The sequence below is a fragment of the Mycolicibacterium sediminis genome, assembly GCF_010731735.1.
Lineage (GTDB): Bacteria > Actinomycetota > Actinomycetes > Mycobacteriales > Mycobacteriaceae > Mycobacterium > Mycobacterium sediminis.
On the sequence record NZ_AP022588.1, the window covers coordinates 3,799,917 to 3,823,359 of the forward strand.

The following is a 23,443-nucleotide window of genomic DNA, read 5'->3' on the forward strand; positions in this document are numbered from 1 at the left end:
TTCATGCCTGCCCGGTTCCGGCGAGCGGCGATCCTGGCGGCCACGCTGTCCCTGGTCGCGACGGCGACGGCGTCCTGTTCGGGCGGCACCGCGGACTCCATCGACTACGCGGTGGACGGTGCGCTCGTCACCTACAACACCAACACAGTGGTGGGCGCGGCGTCCGGTGGGCCGCAAGCGTTCTCGCGCGTGCTCACCGGCTTCAACTACCACGGCCCCGACGGGCAGGTGGTCGGCGACCGGGACTTCGGGTCGATCGCCGTGGTGGGCCGCAACCCGCAGGTCCTGGACTACCAGATCAACGACGCCGCGGTGTACTCGGACGGCAAGCCCATCACGTGCGACGACATGGTGCTGGCGTGGGCGGCGCAGTCGGGACGGTTCCCGGCGTTCGACGCGGCCAACCGCGCCGGCTACGCCGACATCGCGAGCATCGACTGCGCACCGGGCCAGAAGAAGGCGCGCGTCACCTTCGCCCAGGATCGCGCGTTCGTCGACTTCGGACAGCTGTTCGCCGCGACGTCGCTCATGCCAGCGCATGTGCTGGCCGACGAACTCGGACTCGGTGACGGCGGCATCGTCACCGCGGTCCGCGACGGCGACATCCCGACCACCGATCGCATCGCCGCCGCGTGGAACGAGACGTGGACCCTCGGACCCGACGTCGATCTCGCGAAGTTCCCGTCCTCGGGTCCCTACCGGCTGGAGTCGGTCACCGACGACGGCGCGGTCGTCCTGGTCGCCAACGACAAGTGGTGGGGCGCGAAGCCCGTCACCGACAGGATCACCGTCTGGCCTCGCGGCGCCGACATCCAGGACCGGGTCAACGAGGGTTTCTACGACGTCGTCGACGTCGCAGCGGGGTCGTCGGGCACGCTGACGCTGTCCGACGACTGGGAGCGCACCGACTCCGCGTCGGCGGGCATCGAGCAGATCATCTTCGGAGCCCAGGGTCCGCTCCTCGATCCCGCCGCCCGGCGGGCGCTGGCCCTCTGCACCCCGCGCGACGTGATCGCGCGCAACGCCGAGGTGCCGATCGCCAACAGCCGGCTGAACCCGGCCGCCGAGGACTCCATCACGGCCGCGGAGAGCGGGGGAGGCGCGGAGCAGTTCGTGGTCGCCGACGCCGTCGCCGCCCGTACGGCGCTCGGCAACCGCCCGCTGACCGTGCGCATGGGCTACCAGAGCCCGAACGCTCGCCTGGCCGCCATCGTCGGCACCATCGCGAAGTCCTGCGCACCGGCGGGCATCGTGGTGCAGGACGCCGCCGGTGACGCCGTGGGACCGCAGACGCTGCGGGACGGCCAGATCGACGCGCTGGTCGCCAGCACGGGCGGGTCCGTGGGCAGCGGGAGTACGGGATCGTCGGCGATGGACGCCTACGACCTGCACAGCGGCAACGGCAACAACCTGTCCGGCTACTCCAACGAACAGATCGACGGCATCATCGGCGCGCTGGCCGTGACCGCCGATCCGAAGGAGTCGGCGCGGTTGCTCGGCGACGGCAGCCAGGTGCTGTGGGACGGCATGCCGACCCTTCCGCTGTACCGCCAGCAGCGGATGCTGCTGGTATCGACCAAGATGGACGCCGTGAGCAGTAATCCGACCCGGTGGGGTGCAGGCTGGAACATGGACCGCTGGGTGCGCACGACGTGACCCCGCCACGCGACGGGTCGGAGGTCGCCCGCGTCATCGCCGACCTGATCCGGGAGGTACCCGACTTCCCCGAGCCCGGCATCCAGTTCAAGGACCTGACCCCGGTGCTGGCAGATGCGCACGGCCTGGCGACGATCACCGAGGCGCTGGCCGCGGTGGCCGACGGCTCGGACCTGGTGGCGGGGATCGACGCCCGCGGGTTCCTGCTCGGCGCCGCCGTCGCGACGAGACTCAAGACCGGGGTGCTGGCGGTCCGCAAGGGCGGAAAACTGCCACCGCCGGTGTTCAGCGAGTCCTACACCCTCGAATACGGCACCGCGGTGCTGGAGATCCCGGCCGACGGAATCGATCTCACCGGTAAACGCGTTCTCATCATCGACGACGTCCTCGCCACGGGCGGCACCGTCGACGCGGCGGTCCGCCTGCTGCAGCGTGCGGGTGCCATCGTGACGGGGGCTGCCGTCGTGCTGGAGTTGGCGGCGCTGGGCGGACGTGACCGCGTCGGATCGGTGCCGGTCACCAGCCTGTTCTTGGTCTGAGGGATATCCTCGACCATGCGCGCGACGAGGTCAGGAGGTGGTGGCGGTGGCTGAGGATTCCGCGCTGACCCAGACCCAGCCGATGCCGGTCATCCCGGCCGACGCCGCGGCCGAGCCGCCCAAGTCGACGACGAGCGCGTCGCGGCGCGTGCGCGCGCGGCTGGCGCGACGCATGACCGCGCAGCGCAGCACGGTGAACCCGGTGCTCGAACCGCTGGTGGCGGTGCACAAGGAGTTCTATCCCAAGGCCGACCTCGTGCTGCTGCAGCGGGCCTACGACGTCGCCGAGCAGCGGCACGCCGACCAGCTCCGCCGGTCCGGTGACCCGTACATCACCCATCCGCTGGCCGTGGCGAACATCCTGGCCGAACTCGGCATGGACACCACCACTCTGATCGCGGCGCTCCTGCACGACACCGTCGAGGACACCGGCTACACGCTGGAGGCGCTGACGGCGGAGTTCGGCACCGAGGTGGGGCACCTCGTCGACGGCGTCACGAAGCTGGACAAGGTGGCGCTCGGGTCGGCGGCCGAGGGCGAGACGATCCGCAAGATGATCATCGCGATGGCGCGGGATCCGCGCGTGCTGGTGATCAAGGTCGCCGACCGGTTGCACAACATGCGGACCATGCGGTTCCTGCCGCCCGAGAAGCAGGCCCGTAAGGCTCGCGAGACGCTGGAAGTGATTGCCCCGCTTGCCCACCGGCTCGGCATGGCGACGGTGAAGTGGGAACTCGAGGATCTGTCGTTCGCGATCCTGCATCCCAAGAAGTACGAGGAGATCGTGCGGTTGGTGGCCGACCGTGCGCCCTCGCGCGACACCTACCTGGCGAAGGTGCGGGCAGAGATCACCGCGTCGCTGAACGCGTCGAAGATCAGCGCGGTCGTCGAGGGACGGCCCAAGCACTACTGGTCGATCTACCAGAAGATGATCGTGAAGGGCCGCGACTTCGACGACATCCACGACCTGGTGGGCATGCGAATCCTGTGCGACGAGATCCGGGACTGCTACGCCGCCGTCGGCGTCGTGCACTCGCTGTGGCAGCCGATGGGCGGCCGCTTCAAGGACTACATCGCTCAGCCGCGGTACGGCGTCTACCAGTCGCTGCACACGACCGTCGTGGGTCCGGAGGGCAAGCCGCTCGAGGTGCAGATCCGCACCGAGGACATGCACAAGACCGCCGAGTTCGGCATCGCCGCGCACTGGCGGTACAAGGAGTCCAAGGGCCGCAACGGAGTGCCCGCGAGCCACGCCGCCGCCGAACTCGACGACATGGCGTGGATGCGCCAACTCCTCGACTGGCAGCGGGAGGCCGCCGACCCCGGCGAGTTCCTCGAGTCGCTGCGGTACGACCTCGCGGTGCAGGAGATCTTCGTGTTCACCCCGAAGGGCGACGTGGTCACGCTGCCCACCGGGTCCACGCCGGTCGACTTCGCCTACGCGGTGCACACCGAGGTGGGCCACCGCTGCATCGGCGCCCGCGTGAACGGCCGGTTGGTCGCGCTCGAGCGCAAGCTCGAGAACGGCGAGGCGGTCGAGGTGTTCACCTCGAAGGCGCCCACCGCGGGACCCTCGCGGGACTGGCAGACGTTCGTGGTGTCGCCGCGCGCGAAGGCCAAGATCCGGCAGTGGTTCGCCAAGGAGCGGCGCGAAGAGGCACTGGAATCCGGCAAGGACTCCATCGCCCGGGAGGTGCGCCGCGGCGGACTTCCGCTGCAGCGCCTGATGAACGCGGAGTCGATGGGCGCGCTCGCCCGCGAATTGCGCTACCTCGACGTGTCGGCGCTCTACACGGCCGTGGGCGAGGGGCACGTCTCCGCGCGCCACGTCGTGCAGCGGCTACTGGCCCAACTCGGCGGTGACGACGAGGCCGAGAACGAGATCGCCGAACGGTCGACGCCCGCCACTATGCCGGTGCGGCAGCGCACCAGCGACGACGTGGGCGTGTCCGTGCCCGGCGCGCCAGGGGTGCTGTGCAAGCTCGCCAAGTGCTGCACGCCGGTACCGGGCGACGTCATCATGGGCTTCGTGACCCGCGGCGGCGGAGTCAGCGTGCACCGCACCGACTGCACCAATGCCGAGTCGCTGCAACAGCAGTCGGAACGCATCATCGAGGTCAAGTGGGCGCCGTCGCCGTCGTCGGTGTTCCTCGTCGCCATTCAGGTGGAGGCGCTCGACCGGCACCGGCTGCTGTCGGACGTGACCCGCGTCCTGGCCGACGAGAAGGTCAACATCCTGTCGGCGTCGGTGACGACGTCCAACGACCGCGTGGCGATCAGCCGGTTCACCTTCGAGATGGGCGACCCGAAGCACCTCGGTCACGTGCTGAACGTGGTCCGCAACGTCGAGGGCGTCTACGACGTGTACCGGGTGACGTCGGCCGCCTGACGGCTCAGGCGACGCGCGCCGCGCGCCGCGTGCTGACGGTGCCGATCCCCGCGGCCGCGAGGCACGCCAGTGCCACCGCGCCGGCGAACCACGGGAACACCTCCGACAGCGGCCAGCGCGTCGCCGCCCAGCCGGCCACGATGGTTGGCACCGCCATCGCGGTGTAGGCCAGCAGGTAGTACGCCGACATCGTCTCGCCGCGCCGGTCCGCGGGCACCACGTGGGACAGGTGCCGCAGCGATCCGCCGAAGCCGAGGCCGAACGTCGCCCCCAGCAGCGCCGCGGCGGCGAGGACCAGCTGCCAGTGGTGGGTCGCGAGCGCGGGGATCGTGAGCAGCAGGGCGACGGCCATTCCGACGTCGCCGATGATGGCGGAGCGGTGGGCGGGGACCCGGGTGGCGAGCAGCTGCGCCATGGCCGCGGAGAAGGCCGTCGTACCGACCACCGCGCCGCCGAACACCAGGTTGTGCACGCCGGTCTGCTGCGAGGCGAGCGCCGGGTAGAGCGAGAGCAGGACGCCGAGCACCGACCAGGACGCGATGACGCCGAGCGCGGAGAACCAGAAGTCGCCGCGGATCTCCCGCGGCACGGCGGGCCGGGCGATCCGGATGGGCCCCGCGGCGCGGGTCAGGTGCGGCTCGCGCAGCGCGACGATGCCGATGCCGACGACGGCGCAGACCACGGCCACGACCGCGTACGGGGTGCGCATCGGATGGGGGACGTACTGGGCCAGTAGCGACGAGCCGAGGATCGCGACCGTCATCCCGATGTTGAAGCTCACCCCGCTGAGCTGACCCGACCGGACGCCGTGGTCGGGCCGCAGGTCGAGCAGGGCCGCCGCGCCCGCGACCACGATGGAGCCGACGGCGGCACCGTGGATCGCCCGGGCCACGATCAGCAGCGCCATGTTGTCCGCCACCAGGAAGACGCCCAGGCCGACGATCATCGCGGCGAGTGCGCCGAGGAGGACCGGCTTGCGGCCGACGACGTCGGAGATGCGGCCCGACACCAGCACCGCTCCGAGTGCGGCGACGGCGTAGACGGCGAACACGACGGTGGTGGCCAGCGGGGAGAGGTGCCAGACCTCCTCGTACATCCGGTAGAGCGGCGCGGGCAGGCCGGAGACACCGAGCGCGACGCCCGACAGCACCAGCAGCAGGGAGTACGCCCAGCGCTGCGTGTCGGCGGATGCCCGGTCCACGGGAGCTGCGGTCACCGTTCGACGGTACGCTGGGGTTTGATGATCATCAAACCGGTTGTGACCGACGGCACTGCGCCGGTCGGCACCGTTCAGCACGTCCTCGCGGCACTGTCCGACCCGGTGCGGCTCGAGATGGTCCGCAGGTTGATGAACGCGGGCGGCGGCCCCAGCCCGTGTGCCCGGCTCTACGACGGCATCAACAAGTCGACGGCGACCCACCACTTCAAGGCGCTGCGCGAGGCGGGCGTGATCGAGCGGCTCGTGCTCGACGGCCAGATCCACCAGCGGCTGCGACGTGACGAGGTCGAGGCGGCGGTGCCCGGCCTGCTGGACGCGGTGGTCACCGCGGCCAACCGCGAGGCGGCGGACCCGCCGAGCTAGGGGTCCATCCGGACGGACTCGATGGTCACCGGTTGGCGCGGGGCGCCGTCGTCGGAGCCGTCCGCGACTCCCGCGGCGGCGATGTCGTCCAGCTTCTGCAGGCCGATGTCGTCGATCGCGCCGAACACGGTGAACGCCGGCGGCAAGGTCGAGTCCTCGTACACCAGGTAGAACTGGCTGCCGTTGGTGCCCGGTCCCACGTTGGCCATCGCGAGCGTCCCGCGCGGGTAGACGACCGGCTGGTTGAGCGCGGGGTCGGTGATCCGGTACTGATTCGTCGGATATTCGTTGGGGAACCGGTAGCCCGGTCCGCCGCGTCCGGTGCCGGTCGGGTCGCCGCACTGCAGCAGGCCCTGCTGGGCCGAGGTCGCCAGCCGGTGGCACGTCGTGCCGTCGTAGAAACCCTGCTGGGCGAGGCTCACGAAGTTGTTCACCGTGCAGGGCGCCTGGGCGTTGTCGAGCAGCAGGCCGATGGGACCGTCGCTGGTGTCGATGGTGGCGGCCACGGTCGACGGGACGGTGGGCACCTGGCCCGTGCGCGGCGGCGTGGCCGGCTTGGCGGCCGGTTCGGTGGTCGCCGGGTACTGGCAGTTCGATCCGAGTGTCGCCGGCGGATCGAACGGCGGCAGTGCCGACGCGATCGCCTGCCCACCGGGTTGGCCGGGCTGACCGCGCCGGTTCGGATTCCAGTCGTCCACCGACCGGATGGCGAAGCTCGCCAGGAGGATCGTCGCGACGAGGACCAGCGCACCGAGGACCGTCACCACGTACCCGATGATCAGCCCGGCGACGGCCAGCCCGTGGCCGTCCTCACCCGTGCGCTTGATCTGGGACAGCGACATGTGACCGAACAGGATGCCCAGCGGAGCGAACAGGAAGGCACAGATCAGCGAGGCGACCGCCAGCCCGTTGGTGCCGCGTGGTGGAGGCGGGCCGTACCCGTATCCGTGCTCGTACCCGTTGTAGGTCACGTGTGCCGTGTGTCAGTCCAGAGCGATCGTCTTGATCTGGACCGGCTTGGCGGGCGCGCCGTCACCGGCACCGCCCGCGACACCGGCGGCGGCGATCTTGTCGAGGGTCGCCAGACCGGTGGGGTCGATGGTGCCGAACGCCGTGTAGTTCGGCGGCAACTGCGAGTCCTTGTAGACCAGGAAGAACTGGCTGCCGTTGGTACCAGGCCCGGCATTGGCCATGGCCAGCGTGCCGCGCGGGTAGATCACCGGCGACTGCAGCGCCGGGTCGTCCGGGCGGTACTGGTTGGTGGGGTACTCGTTGGCGAACTCGTAGCCGGGGCCACCGGTGCCCTTGCCGGTCGGATCGCCGCACTGCAGGACGGCCAGGCCGCCGGTCGTCAGGCGGTGGCACGGGGTGTCGTTGAAGTAGCCCTGCTGCGCCAGGCTGGCGAAGCTGTTGACCGTGCACGGCGCCTTGGCGTTGTCGAGCTGCAGGCCGACGTTGCCCTCGGTGGTGCTCATGCTGGCGCTGACCTGCGCCGGATCGGTCGGGACCTTGCCGGCGCGCGGCGGGTTGACCTTCTTGCTGGCGGGTCCGGCGGCCGGGTACTGGCAGTCGCCGCCGAGGTTGGCCGGTGCGGCGAACGGGGGAAGGCCGCCGCCGGTGGCGTCGGGCGCGGGCGGCGCCGACGTCGGTTCGGTCGTCTCGGTCGACGCCGACGCCGTGGTGCTGCCGGAGTCGCGGTTGGTGACGACCACGGTGGCGACCACGGCCCCGATCACGAGGACCGCGCCGAGGGCGGACCCGCCGATCGTCAGGAGACGCCGCCTCTTGGCCTGCGCTTCCCTGCGTTCCATCTGCCGTTCGAGCTTCCGCTTGGCCGTCGCTCGCCGCTGTTCGTTGGTCGGCACCGCCGCTGTCCTCCTGCTGATCGACTGGGCCGCCGGGTCGGCGACCGCGCTCGAAGTCGTGTCCGAGTGTGCCAGCAGTTGCTGAGCACGGGCTGTTCGACCCGCGGATCTCGCGTCGGCGACGGGGATGGGAAACTGGTCGGTGTGTTGATCGAGGCGTTCCCCGCGGGGTGGTTGCAGTGCAACTGCTACGTGCTCGCGTCCAAGCAGGGCGCCGACGCGATCGTCGTCGATCCGGGCCAGAAGGCCATGCCGCGGTTGCGCAAGATCCTCGACGAGAACCGGCTGACCCCGGCGGCGGTGCTGCTGACCCACGGCCACATCGACCACATGTGGTCGGCGCAGAAGGTCGCGGACACCTACGGCTGCCCCGTTTACGTCCATCCCGAGGATCGCGGCATGCTCACCGACCCGATCAAGGGCATGGGCCCGCGGCTGGCGCAGCTCGCCGTCGGCGTGCTGTTCGGCGAGCCGCGCCAGGTGGTCGAGCTGGACCGGGACGGGGACAAGATCGAGTTGGGGGGCATGACCGTGACGGTCGACCACACGCCGGGGCACACCAGGGGGTCGGTGACCTTCCGCATCCCGAACGGCCCCGTGGACGTCGCCCTCACCGGCGACACGCTGTTCAAGAAGTCGATCGGCCGCACCGACCTCGAGGGTGGCAGCGGACGCGACCTGTACCGCTCCATCGTCGACAAGCTCCTGGTGCTCGACGACGCCACCGTGGTCCTGCCGGGACACGGCCCGAAGACCACCATCGGCGCCGAGCGCCGAACCAACCCGTTCCTCGAAGGTCTGTAGATGACTGAGTTTCAGGCGCCCAAGGGCGTCCCGGATTACCTGCCGCCCGAGTCCGCCCGGTTCGTCGCCGTGCGCGACGGGCTGCTGCAGTCCGCCCGCCTCGCCGGCTACGGCTACGTCGAGCTGCCGGTGTTCGAGGACACCTCGCTGTTCGCGCGGGGCGTCGGCGAGTCCACCGACGTGGTCTCCAAGGAGATGTACACGTTCGCCGATCGCGGCGAGCGGTCGGTGACCCTGCGACCCGAGGGCACCGCTGGGGTGATGCGGGCGGTGATCGAGCACGGCGTCGACCGCGGCGCGCTGCCCGCCAAGCTCTGCTACTCGGGACCGTTCTTCCGCTACGAGCGGCCGCAGGCGGGACGCTACCGTCAGCTCCAGCAGGTGGGCGTCGAGGCCATCGGGGTCGATGATCCGGCCCTCGACGCCGAGGTGATCGCGGTCGCCGACGGCGGGTTCCGATCGCTCGGGCTGGACGGGTTCCGTCTGGAGATCACCTCACTGGGCGACGACAGCTGCCGGCCGCAGTACCGGGAACTGCTGCAGGAGTTCCTGTTCGGGCTCGATCTGGACGAGGACACCAGGCGGCGGGCGGAGATCAACCCGCTGCGCGTCCTCGACGACAAGCGGCCGCACGTCCGGGAGATGACCGCGGACGCGCCGCTGATGCTCGACCACCTGTCCGAGGTCGCCAAGGCTCACTTCGACACGGTGCTCGCACATCTCGACGCCCTGGGTGTGCCGTACGTGATCAACCCGCGGATGGTGCGCGGCCTCGACTACTACACGAAGACGACGTTCGAATTCGTCCACGACGGGCTCGGCGCCCAGTCCGGCATCGGCGGCGGCGGTCGCTACGACGGGCTGATGCGACAGCTCGGCGGACGCGACCTGTCGGGCATCGGGTTCGGGCTCGGCGTCGACCGCACCCTGCTCGCGCTGCAGGCCGAGGGCCGGACCGTCGGCCATACCAGTGCCGTCGACGTCTTCGCCGTGCCGCTCGGCGACGAGGCGAAGTTGGAGCTGGCAAAGCTCGCCGCCGCCCTGCGCGGGGCGGGGGTGCGCACCGACCTCGCCTACGGTGACCGCAGCATGAAGAGCGCGATGAAGGCGGCCGACCGCTCGGGTGCGGCCATCGCCCTCGTCGCCGGTGACCGTGACGTCGAGGCGGGCACGGTCGGGGTGAAGGACCTCGGCACCGGGGAGCAGGTCGACGTCGCCGCCGACGCGGTGGTGAGCCACGTGCTCGCCCGGATGGGCCGGGTCCGCCTGCTCTAGCTCGGCGGGCCGAACACCGCGGTCGTCAGCACCGCATCGAGGTCGCCGAGGCCGCCGTTGAACGGGTTGCCGCGCTTGATGATCCGCCTGCCCGCGGGGGTGCTCGCCACCAGCATCGGCGAACTCGAGGTCAGCTGTGTCTCCCGGTGGAACCGCACGTCGTCCAGCGCGCAGACCGCCATGCCGTCGGCGTCGACGAACTCCCGGCGGGCCCGGTCGAACACGGCGACGGGGCGGTAGGCGTCGAGCGAGGTGCGGTTCGCCCGTCGGATTCGCGTGATCGCACCCCAGAGCGCCGTCCCGAAGACGAGCCCGACGACCAGTGCCCCCGCGGAGACCGGCCAGGGCACGGTAGGAGTGCCCGCGGCGTCGAAGCCGAGCGTCGCGACGCCGAACAGGCCGAACACCGTCGCCAGGACGCCGAGCACGAACGCGAGCGTCGCCCACGATCCGGTGCGCCGGTCCACGACCACCACCAGCGGGCCGCGCTCGGCCACCACGAGGCCGCCGACGTCGGCGAGGACGCGCGGATCGCCCGGTGCGGTCATCCCCGAAGTGTGTCACCCCGGGGTCAGGATCGGGTGCGACGTCCGAACGTCATTCGCGACAGCATGCGGTCCCGCAACGTCACCGTGTGCAGCAGGATGATGCTCACGTGCGCGGCGATGACGACGACGAGCAGGTACGCCAGCACCGAATGCGCCTGTCGCAGAACGAAGAACAGGCCGTCGTCGAACGGGGCGATGCGGGGCAGTGCGAGGGCGCCGAACACCACGACCGGTCGACCAGCTGCCGACACCATGGCCCACCCCACCACCGGCTGGGCGAGGAGCAGCAGGTACATCACGCGCTCGAGGTTCGAGATGACCTTGCCCTCGACCCTGCCGACCGTCGGTGGCCAGTTCGGCGGCGTCGTGGTGAACCGGTTCACGATCCGGACGACCACGATGGCGAGGATGGTGATGCCGATCGTCATGTGCACAGCGACGAGCGCCGCGTACGAGCCGATCGAGTTCACCATGGTGAAGCCGATCAGCAGGCCGGCGAAGACCAAGACGGCGGTGGCCCAGTGCAGGATTCGCGACCGGACGGGGAATCTCGTGGTCACGGTGCCACCTGGTCGACCTGGACGGCGGATGGGGACTTCGGCTCGCCCGAGCGCGCCCGGTAGGACGCGGCGTACACCGCCGAGCGGGCACTGAGGATCGGGTCGTCCGACGGCTCGAGACCGTCGGGCAGCACCAGTGGGTCGAAGTTGACGTCGCGGGCATTGCCGGCGCGCTCGGTCTCCACGGTGTCGAGGGTCAGCGTGCCCGCCTGCACCACCCGCCGGTCCGGCGGCCAGGGCAGCGTCGGATCGACGGGGTCATCGCCGGTTCCGACGGTGAACCGCAGATCCCAGTGCAGCGCAGTGCTCTCCAGCTGTCGGACCAGGGCATCGAAGAGGACGTCGTCACCGCCCTTCCCGGCGGGGAGTGCAGCCTGGCGGGGGACCAGCGCCCACCGGACCGGGGTGCGCGTGCCCGACCCGTCGACCGCCCAGAACGTGTTGAGGCTCGAGAACGTGCTGTCGGCGAAGCCGGGTGTCGGCGGGTGGGCCTTGACGATCGCCGTCGCCGCAGCGGTCTCGGGGTGTGCGTCGAGGAACGCCGCCATCGTGGCGGGATCGGGCTTGCCGGTCGCGGGATCGGCCTTCGACGCGAGCAACTGGTCGAAGAAGCCCTGGGGCGAGTTCACGGTGAAAACGGGCAGATTCAGCATCGCGGTGCGCCACTGGTGGCGGCCCGGGAACCCGATGGCCAACCCGAGGCCGCGGACCGTACCGGCGGCGTCGACGGCGGCGGGGTTGCCGCCGCCCAGCGAGAAGCGCCCGACGACGGGGGACGTGCCGGCGCGCAACACCTCCGCGCTGGACAGTGCGCTCGCGTCGCCGGTGCTGTCGAAGCGTCCGCGGACGGCGACGCCCTTGGCGTGGTTGCGGCGGAAGCCGGGGTGGACGCCGAAGACCGACTGGAACCGGTCGATGAACGACTGCCGGGTCAGCGTGGTCGCTCCGCCGATCCAGTCGTTCGCGTAGGCGACGGCCCCGAGGTCGACGGCGAGGAACGCGCCGACCGCGCCGAGGCCGACCAGCAGGGAGCGTCGAGAGACGGGTGTACCGCGCCAGTGCATGCCGGCGGGTGGGGGCTGGTCCACGTTCGTTTTGTAACACGCCTGCCTCCCGGTTGCCTGTGAGCGCTCGTGGCAGCATCGGCGGCGTGCGGGTATTGGTGCAGCGGGTGACGTCGGCGCGCGTGCGGGTGGACGGCGCGGTGGTGGGCGAGATCACCCCCACGGGGCAGGGTCTGGTGGCGCTGGTCGGGGTCACACACACCGACGATGCGGCGCTCGCGGCGCGGATGGCCGAGAAGCTCTGGCGGTTGCGCATTCTCGACGGCGAGCGCAGCGCCGCCGACGAGAACGCACCGATCCTCGTGGTGAGCCAGTTCACGCTGTATGCCGACACGGCCAAGGGGCGCAGGCCATCCTGGAACGCCGCAGCCCCCGGTGCGACGGCAGAACCGCTGGTCGACGCGTTCGCCACGGCGCTGCGCGCGCTCGGCGCCGAGGTGGCGACCGGTCGGTTCGGCGCGGACATGCAGGTGGAACTCGTCAACGACGGTCCGGTCACGGTGCTGTTGGAACTGTGACGGAATCACCGGGGACCTAGCGGTGGTGCGGGCTGTAACGATCGGCTAACGTCCGCCGATGTGACGAACATGCGTACAGCGACTACCAAGATCCTGGCGGCCTGCGGTTCGATCGCGATGCTGGCGGGCGGCGCGCTGGCCGCCGGTCAGGGGACTGCCAATGCCGAACCCGCACACCAGATCACGTACACGCTCACCTCGCAGGGCCCCGGTGACTTCAACCTCTACTACGCGTTCGCGGCCCCGCCCAGTCTCGAGGCGTACCACGCGGATCCGGACGCGTTCGTGAAGAGCGAGAAGGTCGATCTGTCGCCCGGGACGCCATGGGTGTTCCAGACCACACTGGCCGATTCCCAGTGGGCGTTCCTCTCCGCGAGCGGCGCCGCCCATGCGGGGCAGGCCGACCCGAACGTGCGCTGCGAGATCGCCGTCGACGGTCAGGTGGTCGCGGACCAGACCGGGCCGTTCACCACGCAGTGCCAGCTGCGGTCCTGGAACTGATCCGCTAGCAGGCCCGCACGGGGTCGCTAGACACCCGCGTCGCACCGATCGCGACCGCCGCCGCGGAGAGCACCGCGGCCACGCCGAACGCGGCGGCGAAACCCGCTGCGCCGATGAGGAATCCGAGCAGTCCCGCACCGACTGCCTGCCCGAAGGTCAGCGCGACGAACAGCATCGCGGTACCGGCCGGCGACCGAGCCGGGTCGATCGCGGACGTCCAGGCGATCAGCGCCGACGTGCCCGCCGTGAATCCCCAGCCGAAGACCAGGCAGGCGACGAGGGTGACGCCCGGGATCTGCGGTGCGATCGCGAGAAGCGCCGTGCCACCGGTCATCAGCGAGCAGGTGAGCGCCCAGGCCCGGGGTGGGGTCAGCGTCGACACGGGCCGGGCGGTGGCGATCACCGCGGTGGCCCCGATGCCGAGCACGATCCACGTGACGACGGTGGAGCGCTCGGAGCCGGTGCCGACCTCGACGAGCAGGCTGCGTCCGTAGATCCAGACGGCACTCGACCCGGCGCCCATGACCAGGGCGGCCGCGAGTGGCCGCGCGTGCGCGCGGACCCACGCCGCCGACGCCGCCGCGGACCGCTCGTCGCGTTCCGCCGTCGGTCCGCGGTCCACGGCCAGTACGGCTGCGGCCAGGGCGATCGTCAGCACCCCGACCAGGATCCACGCCGTCCGCCACTCGGGGAGCAGCAGGAGTGCGAGCAGTCCGGCGACGACCAGTCCCGGTCCGGTGCCCCCGTTGACCATCGCCTGGGCGCTGTCGACCCGGCGCGCCTCGACGTTGCGCGCGACGATCGTCACCAGCGCGGGCGAGGCGAACCCGGCCCCGGCCGAGCCGACCACCGCGCAGATGCCGAACACGGCGACGTCCCCGGCGGCCGCCATTCCCCACACGCCGAGGCATGCCGCGGCCGTGGCGGCCAGGACGAGGGTGCGTGGCAACCGGCGACCGAGGACGAATCCGGTGCCCGCTGCAAGGCAGTACATCAGCGACGACCCCGACGAGATGGCGCCGGCGACCGTCGAGTCGAGACCGAGATCGCGCTGGATGTCCGGCAGGAACAGCCCGTACGTAAGCCGCACCAGGCCGTACATGGCGGCGATGAACGCCGTTCCGGCCACCACGACGGAGGACGGACGTAAACTCTCGAACGAAAACGATCGTTTCACTTCGCCGAGTCTAGGGTGTCCGCCATGCCGTTGCGCAAGAGTTCGGAGGACAAGCTGCTCGACGCCGTCGACGAGCTCGTCTTCACGCGCGGCATCGAGACGACGCCGGTGGACGCGGTGCTCGCGCGCGCAGGGGTGTCCGCAGCGACGCTGTACCGGGGCTTCCGCAGCAAGGAGGCCTTGATCGGCGCGGCCCTCGAGCGCCGCCACGGGCGGTGGCGGCAGGTGTGGGACGACGCCGTCGACAGGGCCGCCGACGACCGCCTGCGCCTGCTGGCGGTGTTCGACGCCCTCGACGACTTCGCGGGCCGCCCCGACGGCGCGCGGTGGTGCGCGTTCCTCGGTGCCGCCGCCGAACTCGCCGACCCGCCCGCCGAGATCGCCGATGCCCTGGTGCGCGACACCGAGCACATGCGCCGGACGCTGCGGGACCTCGCGGCGCGACTGCCGTGCGACGACCCCGACGACCTCGCCGAGGCGGTGCTGCTGGTGTTCTCCGGCGAACTCGCGATGCGGCTGCGGGATGCACGCCCTCGACGGTCGACGACCGGACGGCGGATCGCGGGCACCCTCGTCGACGCGGCGGTGGCCGGGCATTGACAACCCGTCGAACGTGCGTTCGAATGGGGTCGTGCGATGGGACGGGCAGGGGATCGAGGTCGACGACGGCGCGCTGCCCGGGCTCGCCCGGCTGGGGCTGGTCCGCTCGGTGCGGACGCCGCAGTTCGAGGGCATCACCTTCCACGAGGTGCTCTGCAAATCGGCGCTAAACAAGGTGCCGGACTCCACGAATCTCCCGTTCCGGTTCACCGTCAACGGCTATCGCGGGTGTAGTCACGCGTGCCGGTACTGCTTCGCCCGGCCCACCCACGAGTACCTCGACTTCGACCCGGGCGAGGACTTCGACACCCAGCTGGTGGTCAAGACCAACGTCGCCGAGGTGCTGCGGCGCGAGTTGCGCCGACCGTCGTGGCTGCGGGAGACCGTCGCTCTCGGCACCAACACCGACCCGTATCAGCGCGCCGAGGGGCGCTACGAGCTCATGCCGGGCATCCTGACCGCACTCGCCGAATCCGGCACGCCGATGTCGATCCTCACCAAGGGCACGCTGCTGCAGCGCGATCTGCCGCTCATCGCCGACGCCGCACGGTCCGTCGAGGTCGGCATCGCCGTCTCGCTCGCCGTCGCAGAACCCGAACTCCATCTCGCACTCGAGCCGGGGACGCCCACGCCGCGGGCCCGGCTCGCCATGATCCGCGCCATCCGGGACGCGGGCCTGCCCTGTCACGTGATGGTGGCCCCCGTGCTGCCGCACCTGACCGACGGCGTGGAGCAGCTCGATGCGCTGCTGACCGACATCGCCGCGGCGGGTGCCACGGGGGCGACGGTGTTTGGGCTGCACCTGCGGGGGTCGACGCGGGGGTGGTTCATGTCGTGGCTGGAGCGGACCCGACCGGACCTCGTCCCGAGCTATCGCGACCTCTACCGGCGCAGCGCGTACCTCCCGCAGGAGTATCGCGACGGGCTGAGGGAGAAGGCCGCGCCACTGCTGAGGCGACACGGGCTCACCGGCGGCGACCGGCCGTTCCGCTACGTCAGCGCGCCGCCACCCCCGCCGGTGGCCGCGGCGGAGCTACAGCCGACGCTGTTCTGAGGCGTCCGCGGAGGCGGCCAGGGAGCCCAGCAGCGCGAGTGCCTCGGCGCTGGCCGACCCCGCCGCGGCGTGGTAGACGACCAGTTCGCGGCCCGGGCTGGCCCGCACCTCGAACGCCTGCATGGTCAGCTCGATCGGTCCGACGTCGGGATGCAGGAAGTGCTTTCGCTGCAACGACTTCCCGCGTACCCGATGCTCGGCCCACAGGGCCGCGAAGTCCGGGCTCGCCGCGAGCATCTCGCTCAGGACCTCACGCACCCGGGGATGGCCCGGGTCGTGTCCGTAGCCGAGCCGGAACCCGGCGACCGCGCCCGCGGCGACCTCCGGCCAGTCGCGGTAGAAGGTGCGCGCAGCCGGGTCGGTGAACACGATCCGCAGCAGGTTGCGCGAGTGCCGCCACCCGCAGAACAGCGCGTCGGCGATGGGGTTGGAGGCCAGCACGTCGTAGGCGCGGTCGAAGACCATCGCCGGGTTGTCCGGCCAGGCCGCCATCAGCTCGGCGAGGTCGTCGCTCACCCCGTCGGCCGGCGACTCGCGTGCGACCGGCGTAGCCTCGGCGAGCCGGTAGAGGTAGGTGCGTGCGTCGTCGTCGAGCCGCAGCACGGCGGCCAGCGTCTCGAGCACCTGCGGGGACGGCCGACGCTCCCGGCCCTGCTCCAGCCGGGTGTAGTAGTCCATGCTGACGCCGGCGAGCATCGCCACCTCTTCGCGCCGCAGTCCCGGCACCCGGCGGTGCTCGCGCGGATACGTCTGCAGGCCGGCCTGGTCGGGGGTGACGCGGGCACGTCCGGCGCGTAGGAAGTCGCCGAGTTCGCTCGCCATGGGCCCACGGTACGACGCGCCCCGGCGACGTGCCTGGGTGTGCCGCACCCAGGCTCGGCCCGCCCTGTTCGCGGGACCCGCCGCGCGGTCAGCATGGAACCCGAGTCGCCACCCCCCGAACGAGAGGACACCCGACATGAACGAACACGACACCCCGGTCGCCCTGGTCACCGGCGCCAGCAGCGGCATCGGCCGCGCGGTCGCACACCGCATGGCCACCGACGGCTTCCACGTCCTGGCCGCCGCACGGCGGTCGGACATGCTGGCCGAACTGGCCCGGACCCGTCCCGGCATCGAGCCCGTCACCCTCGACGTCACCGACGCCGATGCCGTCCGCGTGGTGGTCGACGACGTCGTCTCCCGCCGGGGCCGCATCGACGTGCTGGTCGCCAACGCCGGCGTGATGCCGCTGTCGCGGCTGGACGCGGGGCTGATCGAGGAGTGGGACCGCATGGTCGACGTCAACGTCCGCGGGCTGCTGTACTCGATCGCGGCGGTGCTGCCGCACTTCACCCGCCAGGACCGCGGCCACGTCGTCACGATGGCCTCGATCGGCGCGCACGAGGTCAGCCCGACGGCGGCGGTGTACTGCGGCACCAAGTTCGCGGCGTGGGCGATCACCGAGGGCCTGCGCCAGGAGTCCGCTCCCGGTATCCGCGTCACCACGATCTCGCCGGGTGTCGTGGAATCCGAACTGGCAACTACGATCTCGGATCCGGTCGCGCAGGCGGTGATGGACGAGTACCGCCGTGACGCCATCGCACCCGAGGCCATCGCGGACGCGGTCGCCTACGCCGTCGGCCAACCCGAGGGAGTCGACGTCAGCGAGATGATCGTGCGGCCCACCCGGCAGCGCTGAGCGGGCCGGTCCCGGCGGGTTATGTTGCCTTCCGACACCGATCGCGAGGAGAGTTCATGACCGTCGTCCTGGTCCACGGAGTGCCCGAGACCGCCGCCGTGTGGGACCTGCTGGTCGAGCGCCTCGCCGCCGCGGGCGAGGCCGACGTACGCCGGCTGTCACCGCCCGGGTTCGGCGCCGACCTGCCCGACGGCTTCGACGCCTCGATGCACGGCTACCGGGACTGGCTGGCGGGCGAGTTGGAGGCGATCGGCGAACCCGTCGACCTCGTCGGCCACGACTGGGGTGGTGGTCACGTCCTCAACGTCGCGATGACCCGGCCGGATCTCATCCGGACGTGGGTGTCCGACGTCCCCGGGGTGTTCGACGCCGAGTACGCGTGGCACGACCTCGCCCAGCAGTGGCAGACCCCGGAGGTGGGGGAGGCCGTCGTGGCGGGGCTGGCGGCCATGCCGGTCGAGGACCGCACGGCGTTCCTCGAGGGTGCGGGCATGGTGGCGGGGATCGCCGAACGCGTCGCGCCGGGGATCGACGAGGCGATGGGCCGCGCGATCCTGACGCTGTACCGGTCGGCGGCCCAGCCGAAGGCCGCCCAGGCGGGCGGCGATCTCGAGAAGGCCGCCGCGCGGCCGGGTCTGGCGCTGCTGCCCACCGGCGACGAGTACGTCGGCACGGACGAGCAGAGGCGACGCGCCGCCACCCGTGCGGGCGCGCGGATCAAGGTGCTGGACGGCGTGGGTCACTGGTGGATGACGCAGGACCCGGCGGCCGGCGCGGCCGTGCTCGTCGACTTCTGGTCGGCACACCGCCCGACCTGACGAGGCCCGGCCCGACGCGCGCCTTGCGCCCGTCGGTACCGATGCGTACCGTGTTCGGTACTGCCGAGTACCGATGGAGGCCGAGCGACGTGGCGGAGACGACGACCGACCCGGTGCGGCTGCCGCCGTCGCCGCGCATACCGAAACTGCTGCAGGGCATCGGCTTCGTGGCCGCCCGTGAGCGCGCCGTGGCACGGCTCGCCCGCCGGCACGGTTCCGAGTTCGTGCTGAACCTGCCGATCTTCGGGTCCACGGTGGTGATCAGCGACCCAGCACTGGTCAAGGAGGTGTTCACCACGAACACCGACCTGATCGGCCGCGCGGGCACCCTCGGCGAGGTGCTCGGTCCCGGCTCGACCTTCAGCCTCGACGGGCGGGCCCACCGGGCGCGACGCAAACTGCTCGTCCCGCCGTTCCACGGCAAGCGCATGCAGGCGTACGAGTACATCATCGCCGAGGAGGTCCGGCGCGAGAGCGCGACCTGGGTCGAGGGCGAGGAGTTCGAGACACTGCCCTCGATGATGCGGATCACCCTGAACGCGATCCTGCGCGCGGTCTTCGGCGCCGACGGCGCTGCGCTGGAGGAGCTACGCGAACTGCTGCCGCCCATGGTGCTGCGGGCGTCGCGGCTCGCCGTCCTGCCGCCCGCGTTCCGGCGCGACCTCGGGCCGTGGAGCCCGTGGGGGCGGGTCGAGACCCTGCGCCGCCGGTACGACGCGGCGATCGCGCGGCTGATCGCCGACGCCCGCCGCGACCCCCACCTCTCCGAGCGTGGCGACGTTCTCGCGATGCTGCTGGCCGCCCGCTACGAGGACGGGTCGTCGATCACCGACGACCACGTCGCCGACGAACTGCTGACCCTGCTCGCCGCCGGGCACGAGACCACCGCGACCACCCTCGCGTGGGCCGTCGAGCGGATCACCCGGCACCCCCGCCTGCTCGCCCGCCTCACCGAGGAGGCCGACGCCGGCGGTTCGGAGCTGTTGCAGGCCACGATCTTCGAGGTGCAGCGCGTCCGTCCCGTCATCGACGGCTTCGCCCGCGTCACCAAGCAGCGGATCCGGCTGGGGGACTACGTGCTCCCCGCGCGCCAGGTCATCCTGGTGAGCATCTCGCTGGCGCACGCCGCCGAGCGCAGCTTCGCCGGCGCGGGTGCGTTCGACCCCGACAGGTTCGTCGGGAACCCACCCGAGAACCACTCGTGGATCCCGTTCGGCGGCGGCGTCCGCCGGTGCATCGGGGCCGCCTTCGCGAACATGGAGATGATGGTGACGCTGCAAACCCTGTTGCGGGAGTTCGAGTTCCGCGGCACCTACGCCGACGCCGAACCCGTGCGCTCCCGCGGCGTCGCGAGCGCTCCCGGGCGGGGTGGCCGTGCGGTCGTGCACCGGCGCCGGGTGACGCAGGACGTACCGCGGCCCGACGCGGCACGGGTGACGGCATGAGCGCCGGGGACGGCACCGTCACCGAGGAACTCGTCGACGTCGGCCGCGGGATCACGCTGTGCCACGACGGCTTCGGCGATCCCGCCGACCCGCCGGTGGTCCTGATCGCGGGGCTCGGTCAGCAGAAGCACACCTGGCCCGCGGAGTTCGCCGCCGAGCTGGCACGACGCGGGCACCGCGTCGTCAGGTTCGACAATCGCGACGTCGGGCGTTCGACGCACATGGACTTCCCGGCGCCGGGGCCCATCGCCACGCTGCGCGGTGGGAACCATCCCCGCCAGTACCACCTCGGCGACATGGCCCGCGACACCGTGGGCCTGCTGGACGCGCTCGGCCTCCGGGATGCGCACCTGGTCGGCGTGTCGATGGGCGGGATGATCGCCCAGACCGTGGCCGCGCACCATCCCGGTCGGGTCCGCACGTTGACGTCGATCATGTCGACCACCGGCGCCCCGCGGACCGGCAGGCCCGCACCGTCGACGTGGCTGCGGCTGGCCAGGTCCAAGCCGGCGCGCACGCGTCAGCAGGCCATCGACGGCGCCGTGGCGACGTTCCGCCACATCGGCTCGCACGGCTTCCCGTTCGACGCCCGGTGGGTGGCCGAGAAGGCCGGCGAGGCATGGGATCGCGATCCCACCGTCGGCGGCGTCAACCGGCAGCTCGCCGGCATCTTCGCGTCCGGGAACCGCACCGCCGAACTCGCCGCCATCGACGTGCCGACGCTGGTGATCCACGGCGACCGGGATCGGATGGTTCACCCGACGGGTGGGGCGGCGACCGCGCGAGCCATCCCCGGTGCCCGGCTCGAGACCATCGCCGGCATGGGTCACGACCTCCCGGTGGGGGCGTGGCCGCGGCTGCTCGACCTCGTCGGCGCACACGTCGCCGAGCCGGCGCGCTAGTTCTGGTTGCGCTTGACCTGATTGAAGGGGACGCCGCGGTCGGCGGCGGGCTCGCGCGGGAAGTCGAGGATGCGTTCGCCGATGATGTTGCGGGCGATCTCGGTGGTCCCGCCGCCGAGCGACGCGGTCTGCCGGGACGGATACCGCTCGCCGTAGCGGAACAGTCCGCGGCCGTCGTCGACGACCGCGCCGCTGCCCGCGATGGCCAGCGCCGTGTCGATCTCGAACTGGATGGTCTCGGCGTGGGTGATGCGAATGATGGAACCCGCTGCCGACGGCAGGGATCCGTCGAGGACGCCGTGGTACACGTGGTCCACCAGCTGCTCCTGCACCATCCGCCGCGCCAGCGCCCGGCCCGCCAGCTGCCGCATCCGCTCGCTGCCCGACTGTCCGGTGGCCTCGAGGAGTGCGACGTAGTCGACGGGTTGGTCGGTCTCGCCCTCGGCGCCGATGCCGCTCGAGAATTCCGACCCGCCGCCCACCGCGCGGCGTTCGTGGAACATCTGCCGGGACGCCACCGCCCAGCCGTCGTCGACCTCTCCGACCACCGCGTCGAGGGGGAGTTCGAGGTCGTCGAAGAACTCCTCGCAGAACTCGTTGCCGCCGTCGACCTGCGTGATCCGCCGCATCGTGATGCCGGGGCTGTCGATCGGGACGAGGAACATGGTGAGGCCCTCGTGCTTGGGGACGTTCCAGTCGGTGCGCGCCAGCAGCAGGCCGTAGTCGGCGGCGAACGCGCTGGTGCTCCAGGTCTTGGCGCCGTTGACGATCCACCTGTCGCCGCGCCGCTCGGCGCGGGTGATCACGCCGGCGAGGTCGGAGCCGCCGCTCGGCTCGCTGAGCAGCTGCACCAGGATCTCGTCGCCACGGATGGCCGCGGAGATCCGGTCGCGCTTCTGCTGCTCGCTGCCGGTGTCCAGGATGGTCGCCGCGCAGATCGTGAACGTGGGCGTATTGAGGATCAGCGGTAGCTCGTAGCCGCGCGAGACGTCGTCGAACGCCCGCTGGTAGGCGATCGGCAGGCCGAGGCCGCCGTACTCGACGGGGAAGCAGATACCCGCGAATCCGCCCGAGTACAAGAGCTTTTGGAGTTCGCGGGCGCGCTGCCAGGGGGCGTCGGCGCCGCGGTCGGCGTCGGGCGGGTTGGCCGGATCGACGCGGGGCATGTTCTCGGCGAGCCACGTCCGGGCGCGTTCGGCGAACTCGGCCACCGTCTCGGTGGTGTCTGCGGCGGGTGCCGCCACGGTCTCACTGGTCATGACGCGGCCGCCTTCTCGCTCAGCGCGTAGACGCGCAGGTCGTGTTCGTCGGGGGTGCCGAACATGGAGCGGTTCAGCGTGACCCGGCGCAGGAACAGGTGCAGATCGTGCTCCCAGGTGACCCCGATGCCGCCGTGCATCTGCACGCAGTGCTGGACCATGTCAGGGGCGTGCTCGCCGACGTAGGACTTGGCCACGCTGACCAGGAGGTCGGCGTCGGACGAGCGCGCACCCACGGCGGCAACGGCGGCCCGGGTGGTCGCCCGGCACGCCTCGAACCAGATCTTCATGTCGGCGTAGCGGTGCTTGAGGGCCTGGTAGGACGCCAACGGCCGGCCGAACGAGTGTCTGTCCCGGGCCCACTGAATGCTGAAGTCCAGCACCGTGTTCAGGATGCCGACCACCTCGGCGCACTGCAGCACCTGGGCGATCTGCGCCTGCCGTGCGATCAGCGCCGGCGTCTGCGCGGCGGAGCCGACGATCGCGTCGGCGCCGACCTCGACGCCGTCGAACGTGACCCGTGCGTAGCGCTTCACCAGGTCGAGTGAGTTCTGCGGCTCGACCGTCACGCCGTCCGCGTCCGCGGGGACGAGCACCTGCCCCGGCTCGCCGTCGACGGTGACGGTGACGAGGAAGGCGCCGCTCTCGGGACCGGCCTCGACGCGGTCCTTGACGCCGTCGACGCGGTAGCCGGCAGCGGTCGGCGTGGCGGTGACGGTGGACCTGCCCGGTGCCCAGCCGCGGCCGGGCTCGTACACGGCCCAGGACGCGACGAGGTCGCCGGACACCAGCGCCTCGATGGTGGCCGAGTGCGCGTCGGCGTTCTCCGCGTCGGCGAGGCCTGCGAGCACGGTGCTCACCGGATGCAGCGGGCCGGGCGCCACGGTGTGGCCGATCAGTTCGGCGATCAGCGCGAGGTCGGCGACGCCGTCACCGGAGACGCTGCCGCCGCCGAGGTCCTCGGGCACCAGCAGGCTCGCCCAGCCCAGCTCGGCGGCGCGCTGCCACCAATCGGGAGCGAACGACGTCCCTGCCGAGTGCAGCTCGCGTACCCGGGTGAGCGAGGCCTCCCTGTCCAGGAATGCCTGCGCCGTCGACGCGAAGAGGACCTGCTCCGGATTCGTGGTCATGATCAGGCTGCGCCTTCTTCGTGAGAGTCCCGTTTTCACTGGCGGTAATGACGTTACCACCCGGGTGACGGGTTGC

24 protein-coding genes are annotated in these 23,443 nt (G+C 71.4%); 14 read left to right on the forward strand and 10 right to left on the reverse strand.

The features are described 5' to 3' along the window. The first annotated feature begins 3 nt into the window (after positions 1 to 3). The 3 genes from G6N64_RS18225 to G6N64_RS18235 all read left to right on the forward strand — a co-directional run bounded on the left by G6N64_RS18225 (position 4) and on the right by G6N64_RS18235 (position 4,584). The gene (locus tag G6N64_RS18225; RefSeq protein WP_163798467.1) at positions 4 to 1,656 is read left to right on the forward strand and encodes an ABC transporter substrate-binding protein; all 1,653 of its coding nucleotides are present in this window, start codon (positions 4 to 6) and stop codon (positions 1,654 to 1,656) included. After that, positions 1,653 to 2,195: an adenine phosphoribosyltransferase gene (locus G6N64_RS18230; protein WP_163798469.1), complete on the forward strand. Its 543-nt coding sequence runs from the start codon at positions 1,653 to 1,655 to the stop codon at positions 2,193 to 2,195. The genes G6N64_RS18225 and G6N64_RS18230 overlap by 4 nt, the downstream gene beginning before the upstream one ends. An 82-nt stretch (positions 2,196 to 2,277) precedes the next feature. Next, on the forward strand, positions 2,278 to 4,584 hold the full coding sequence (locus G6N64_RS18235; protein ID WP_246231279.1) for a RelA/SpoT family protein: 2,307 nt from the start codon (positions 2,278 to 2,280) through the stop codon (positions 4,582 to 4,584). Positions 4,585 to 4,588: 4 nt separating this feature from the next. On the opposite strand, the gene G6N64_RS18240 is transcribed toward G6N64_RS18235, so the two are convergent. Continuing rightward, positions 4,589 to 5,800 (reverse strand): MFS transporter, encoded by a 1,212-nt coding sequence (locus G6N64_RS18240; RefSeq protein WP_246230699.1) that lies wholly within the window; start codon positions 5,798 to 5,800, stop codon positions 4,589 to 4,591. Positions 5,801 to 5,824: 24 nt separating this feature from the next. On the opposite strand from G6N64_RS18240, the gene G6N64_RS18245 reads away from it, so the two are divergent. After that, complete coding sequence (locus tag G6N64_RS18245) at positions 5,825 to 6,166, forward strand: ArsR/SmtB family transcription factor (RefSeq protein ID WP_163798471.1); 342 nt, start codon at positions 5,825 to 5,827, stop codon at positions 6,164 to 6,166. Here G6N64_RS18245 and G6N64_RS18250 read toward each other — a convergent pair. Together G6N64_RS18250 and G6N64_RS18255 are read right to left on the reverse strand one after the other, a co-directional pair. Beyond that, complete coding sequence (locus G6N64_RS18250) at positions 6,163 to 7,137, reverse strand: peptidylprolyl isomerase (RefSeq protein ID WP_246230700.1); 975 nt, start codon at positions 7,135 to 7,137, stop codon at positions 6,163 to 6,165. The genes G6N64_RS18245 and G6N64_RS18250 overlap by 4 nt on opposite strands. Before the next feature lie 12 nt (positions 7,138 to 7,149). Then, a complete protein-coding gene (locus tag G6N64_RS18255) occupies positions 7,150 to 8,031 on the reverse strand; it encodes a peptidylprolyl isomerase (protein WP_163798473.1) in 882 nt (293 codons plus the stop codon). A gap of 144 nt (positions 8,032 to 8,175) precedes the next feature. Here G6N64_RS18255 and G6N64_RS18260 point away from each other — a divergent pair, with 144 nt between their 5' ends. Together G6N64_RS18260 and hisS are read left to right on the forward strand one after the other, a co-directional pair. Beyond that, on the forward strand, positions 8,176 to 8,835 hold the full coding sequence (locus G6N64_RS18260; RefSeq protein WP_163798475.1) for an MBL fold metallo-hydrolase: 660 nt from the start codon (positions 8,176 to 8,178) through the stop codon (positions 8,833 to 8,835). Further along, positions 8,836 to 10,110 carry a histidine--tRNA ligase gene (hisS, locus tag G6N64_RS18265; protein WP_163798478.1) on the forward strand — a complete coding sequence of 425 codons (1,275 nt, stop codon included), beginning with the start codon at positions 8,836 to 8,838 and terminating at the stop codon, positions 10,108 to 10,110. On the opposite strand, the gene G6N64_RS30280 is transcribed toward hisS, so the two are convergent. Genes G6N64_RS30280 through G6N64_RS18280 form a run of 3 tightly spaced genes read right to left on the reverse strand, consistent with a single transcriptional unit; the run spans position 10,107 to position 12,282 of the window. After that, a complete protein-coding gene (locus tag G6N64_RS30280; RefSeq protein WP_246230701.1) occupies positions 10,107 to 10,658 on the reverse strand; it encodes a hypothetical protein in 552 nt (183 codons plus the stop codon). The genes hisS and G6N64_RS30280 overlap by 4 nt on opposite strands. A 23-nt stretch (positions 10,659 to 10,681) precedes the next feature. Then, positions 10,682 to 11,218: a cytochrome b gene (locus tag G6N64_RS18275; protein ID WP_163798480.1), complete on the reverse strand. Its 537-nt coding sequence runs from the start codon at positions 11,216 to 11,218 to the stop codon at positions 10,682 to 10,684. Continuing rightward, the gene (locus tag G6N64_RS18280; protein WP_163801924.1) at positions 11,215 to 12,282 is read right to left on the reverse strand and encodes a catalase family peroxidase; all 1,068 of its coding nucleotides are present in this window, start codon (positions 12,280 to 12,282) and stop codon (positions 11,215 to 11,217) included. Before G6N64_RS18280 ends, G6N64_RS18275 begins: the two co-directional genes overlap by 4 nt. An 86-nt stretch (positions 12,283 to 12,368) precedes the next feature. Between G6N64_RS18280 and dtd the strand changes: the two genes are divergently transcribed. Together dtd and G6N64_RS18290 are read left to right on the forward strand one after the other, a co-directional pair. Next, positions 12,369 to 12,800, forward strand: coding sequence for a D-aminoacyl-tRNA deacylase (gene dtd, locus G6N64_RS18285; protein ID WP_163798482.1), 432 nt, complete (start codon positions 12,369 to 12,371; stop codon positions 12,798 to 12,800). A 69-nt stretch (positions 12,801 to 12,869) separates the two neighbouring features. Beyond that, positions 12,870 to 13,301, forward strand: coding sequence for an Rv2576c family protein (locus G6N64_RS18290; protein WP_174266841.1), 432 nt, complete (start codon positions 12,870 to 12,872; stop codon positions 13,299 to 13,301). 4 nt (positions 13,302 to 13,305) lie between these two features. Here the strand turns inward: G6N64_RS18290 and G6N64_RS18295 are convergent, their stop codons facing one another. Then, positions 13,306 to 14,433, reverse strand: coding sequence for an MFS transporter (locus G6N64_RS18295; protein ID WP_246230702.1), 1,128 nt, complete (start codon positions 14,431 to 14,433; stop codon positions 13,306 to 13,308). A gap of 69 nt (positions 14,434 to 14,502) precedes the next feature. Here G6N64_RS18295 and G6N64_RS18300 point away from each other — a divergent pair, with 69 nt between their 5' ends. After that, positions 14,503 to 15,078 carry a TetR/AcrR family transcriptional regulator gene (locus G6N64_RS18300; protein WP_163798486.1) on the forward strand — a complete coding sequence of 192 codons (576 nt, stop codon included), beginning with the start codon at positions 14,503 to 14,505 and terminating at the stop codon, positions 15,076 to 15,078. 31 nt (positions 15,079 to 15,109) lie between these two features. Beyond that, complete coding sequence (locus G6N64_RS18305) at positions 15,110 to 16,132, forward strand: Rv2578c family radical SAM protein (protein ID WP_163798488.1); 1,023 nt, start codon at positions 15,110 to 15,112, stop codon at positions 16,130 to 16,132. Here the strand turns inward: G6N64_RS18305 and G6N64_RS18310 are convergent. After that, complete coding sequence (locus tag G6N64_RS18310; protein ID WP_163798490.1) at positions 16,112 to 16,954, reverse strand: helix-turn-helix domain-containing protein; 843 nt, start codon at positions 16,952 to 16,954, stop codon at positions 16,112 to 16,114. The two genes, G6N64_RS18305 and G6N64_RS18310, sit on opposite strands and share 21 nt — an antisense overlap. Positions 16,955 to 17,090: 136 nt before the next feature. On the opposite strand from G6N64_RS18310, the gene G6N64_RS18315 reads away from it, so the two are divergent. The 4 genes from G6N64_RS18315 to G6N64_RS18330 all read left to right on the forward strand — a co-directional run bounded on the left by G6N64_RS18315 (position 17,091) and on the right by G6N64_RS18330 (position 20,978). Further along, complete coding sequence (locus G6N64_RS18315) at positions 17,091 to 17,813, forward strand: SDR family oxidoreductase (protein WP_163798492.1); 723 nt, start codon at positions 17,091 to 17,093, stop codon at positions 17,811 to 17,813. Between the two features lie 56 nt (positions 17,814 to 17,869). Then, positions 17,870 to 18,631: an alpha/beta fold hydrolase gene (locus tag G6N64_RS18320; protein ID WP_163798494.1), complete on the forward strand. Its 762-nt coding sequence runs from the start codon at positions 17,870 to 17,872 to the stop codon at positions 18,629 to 18,631. 89 nt (positions 18,632 to 18,720) lie between these two features. Beyond that, positions 18,721 to 20,076: a cytochrome P450 gene (locus tag G6N64_RS18325; RefSeq protein ID WP_163798496.1), complete on the forward strand. Its 1,356-nt coding sequence runs from the start codon at positions 18,721 to 18,723 to the stop codon at positions 20,074 to 20,076. Continuing rightward, positions 20,073 to 20,978, forward strand: a complete 906-nt coding sequence (locus G6N64_RS18330; RefSeq protein ID WP_163798498.1) for an alpha/beta fold hydrolase — start codon at positions 20,073 to 20,075, stop codon at positions 20,976 to 20,978. Before G6N64_RS18325 ends, G6N64_RS18330 begins: the two co-directional genes overlap by 4 nt. Here G6N64_RS18330 and G6N64_RS18335 read toward each other — a convergent pair. Both G6N64_RS18335 and G6N64_RS18340 read right to left on the reverse strand, forming a co-directional pair. Next, positions 20,975 to 22,237, reverse strand: a complete 1,263-nt coding sequence (locus G6N64_RS18335; protein WP_163798500.1) for an acyl-CoA dehydrogenase family protein — start codon at positions 22,235 to 22,237, stop codon at positions 20,975 to 20,977. The genes G6N64_RS18330 and G6N64_RS18335 overlap by 4 nt on opposite strands. Continuing rightward, positions 22,234 to 23,367 (reverse strand): acyl-CoA dehydrogenase family protein, encoded by a 1,134-nt coding sequence (locus G6N64_RS18340; RefSeq protein WP_163798502.1) that lies wholly within the window; start codon positions 23,365 to 23,367, stop codon positions 22,234 to 22,236. The genes G6N64_RS18335 and G6N64_RS18340 overlap by 4 nt, the downstream gene beginning before the upstream one ends. Positions 23,368 to 23,443: the final 76 nt, after the last annotated feature.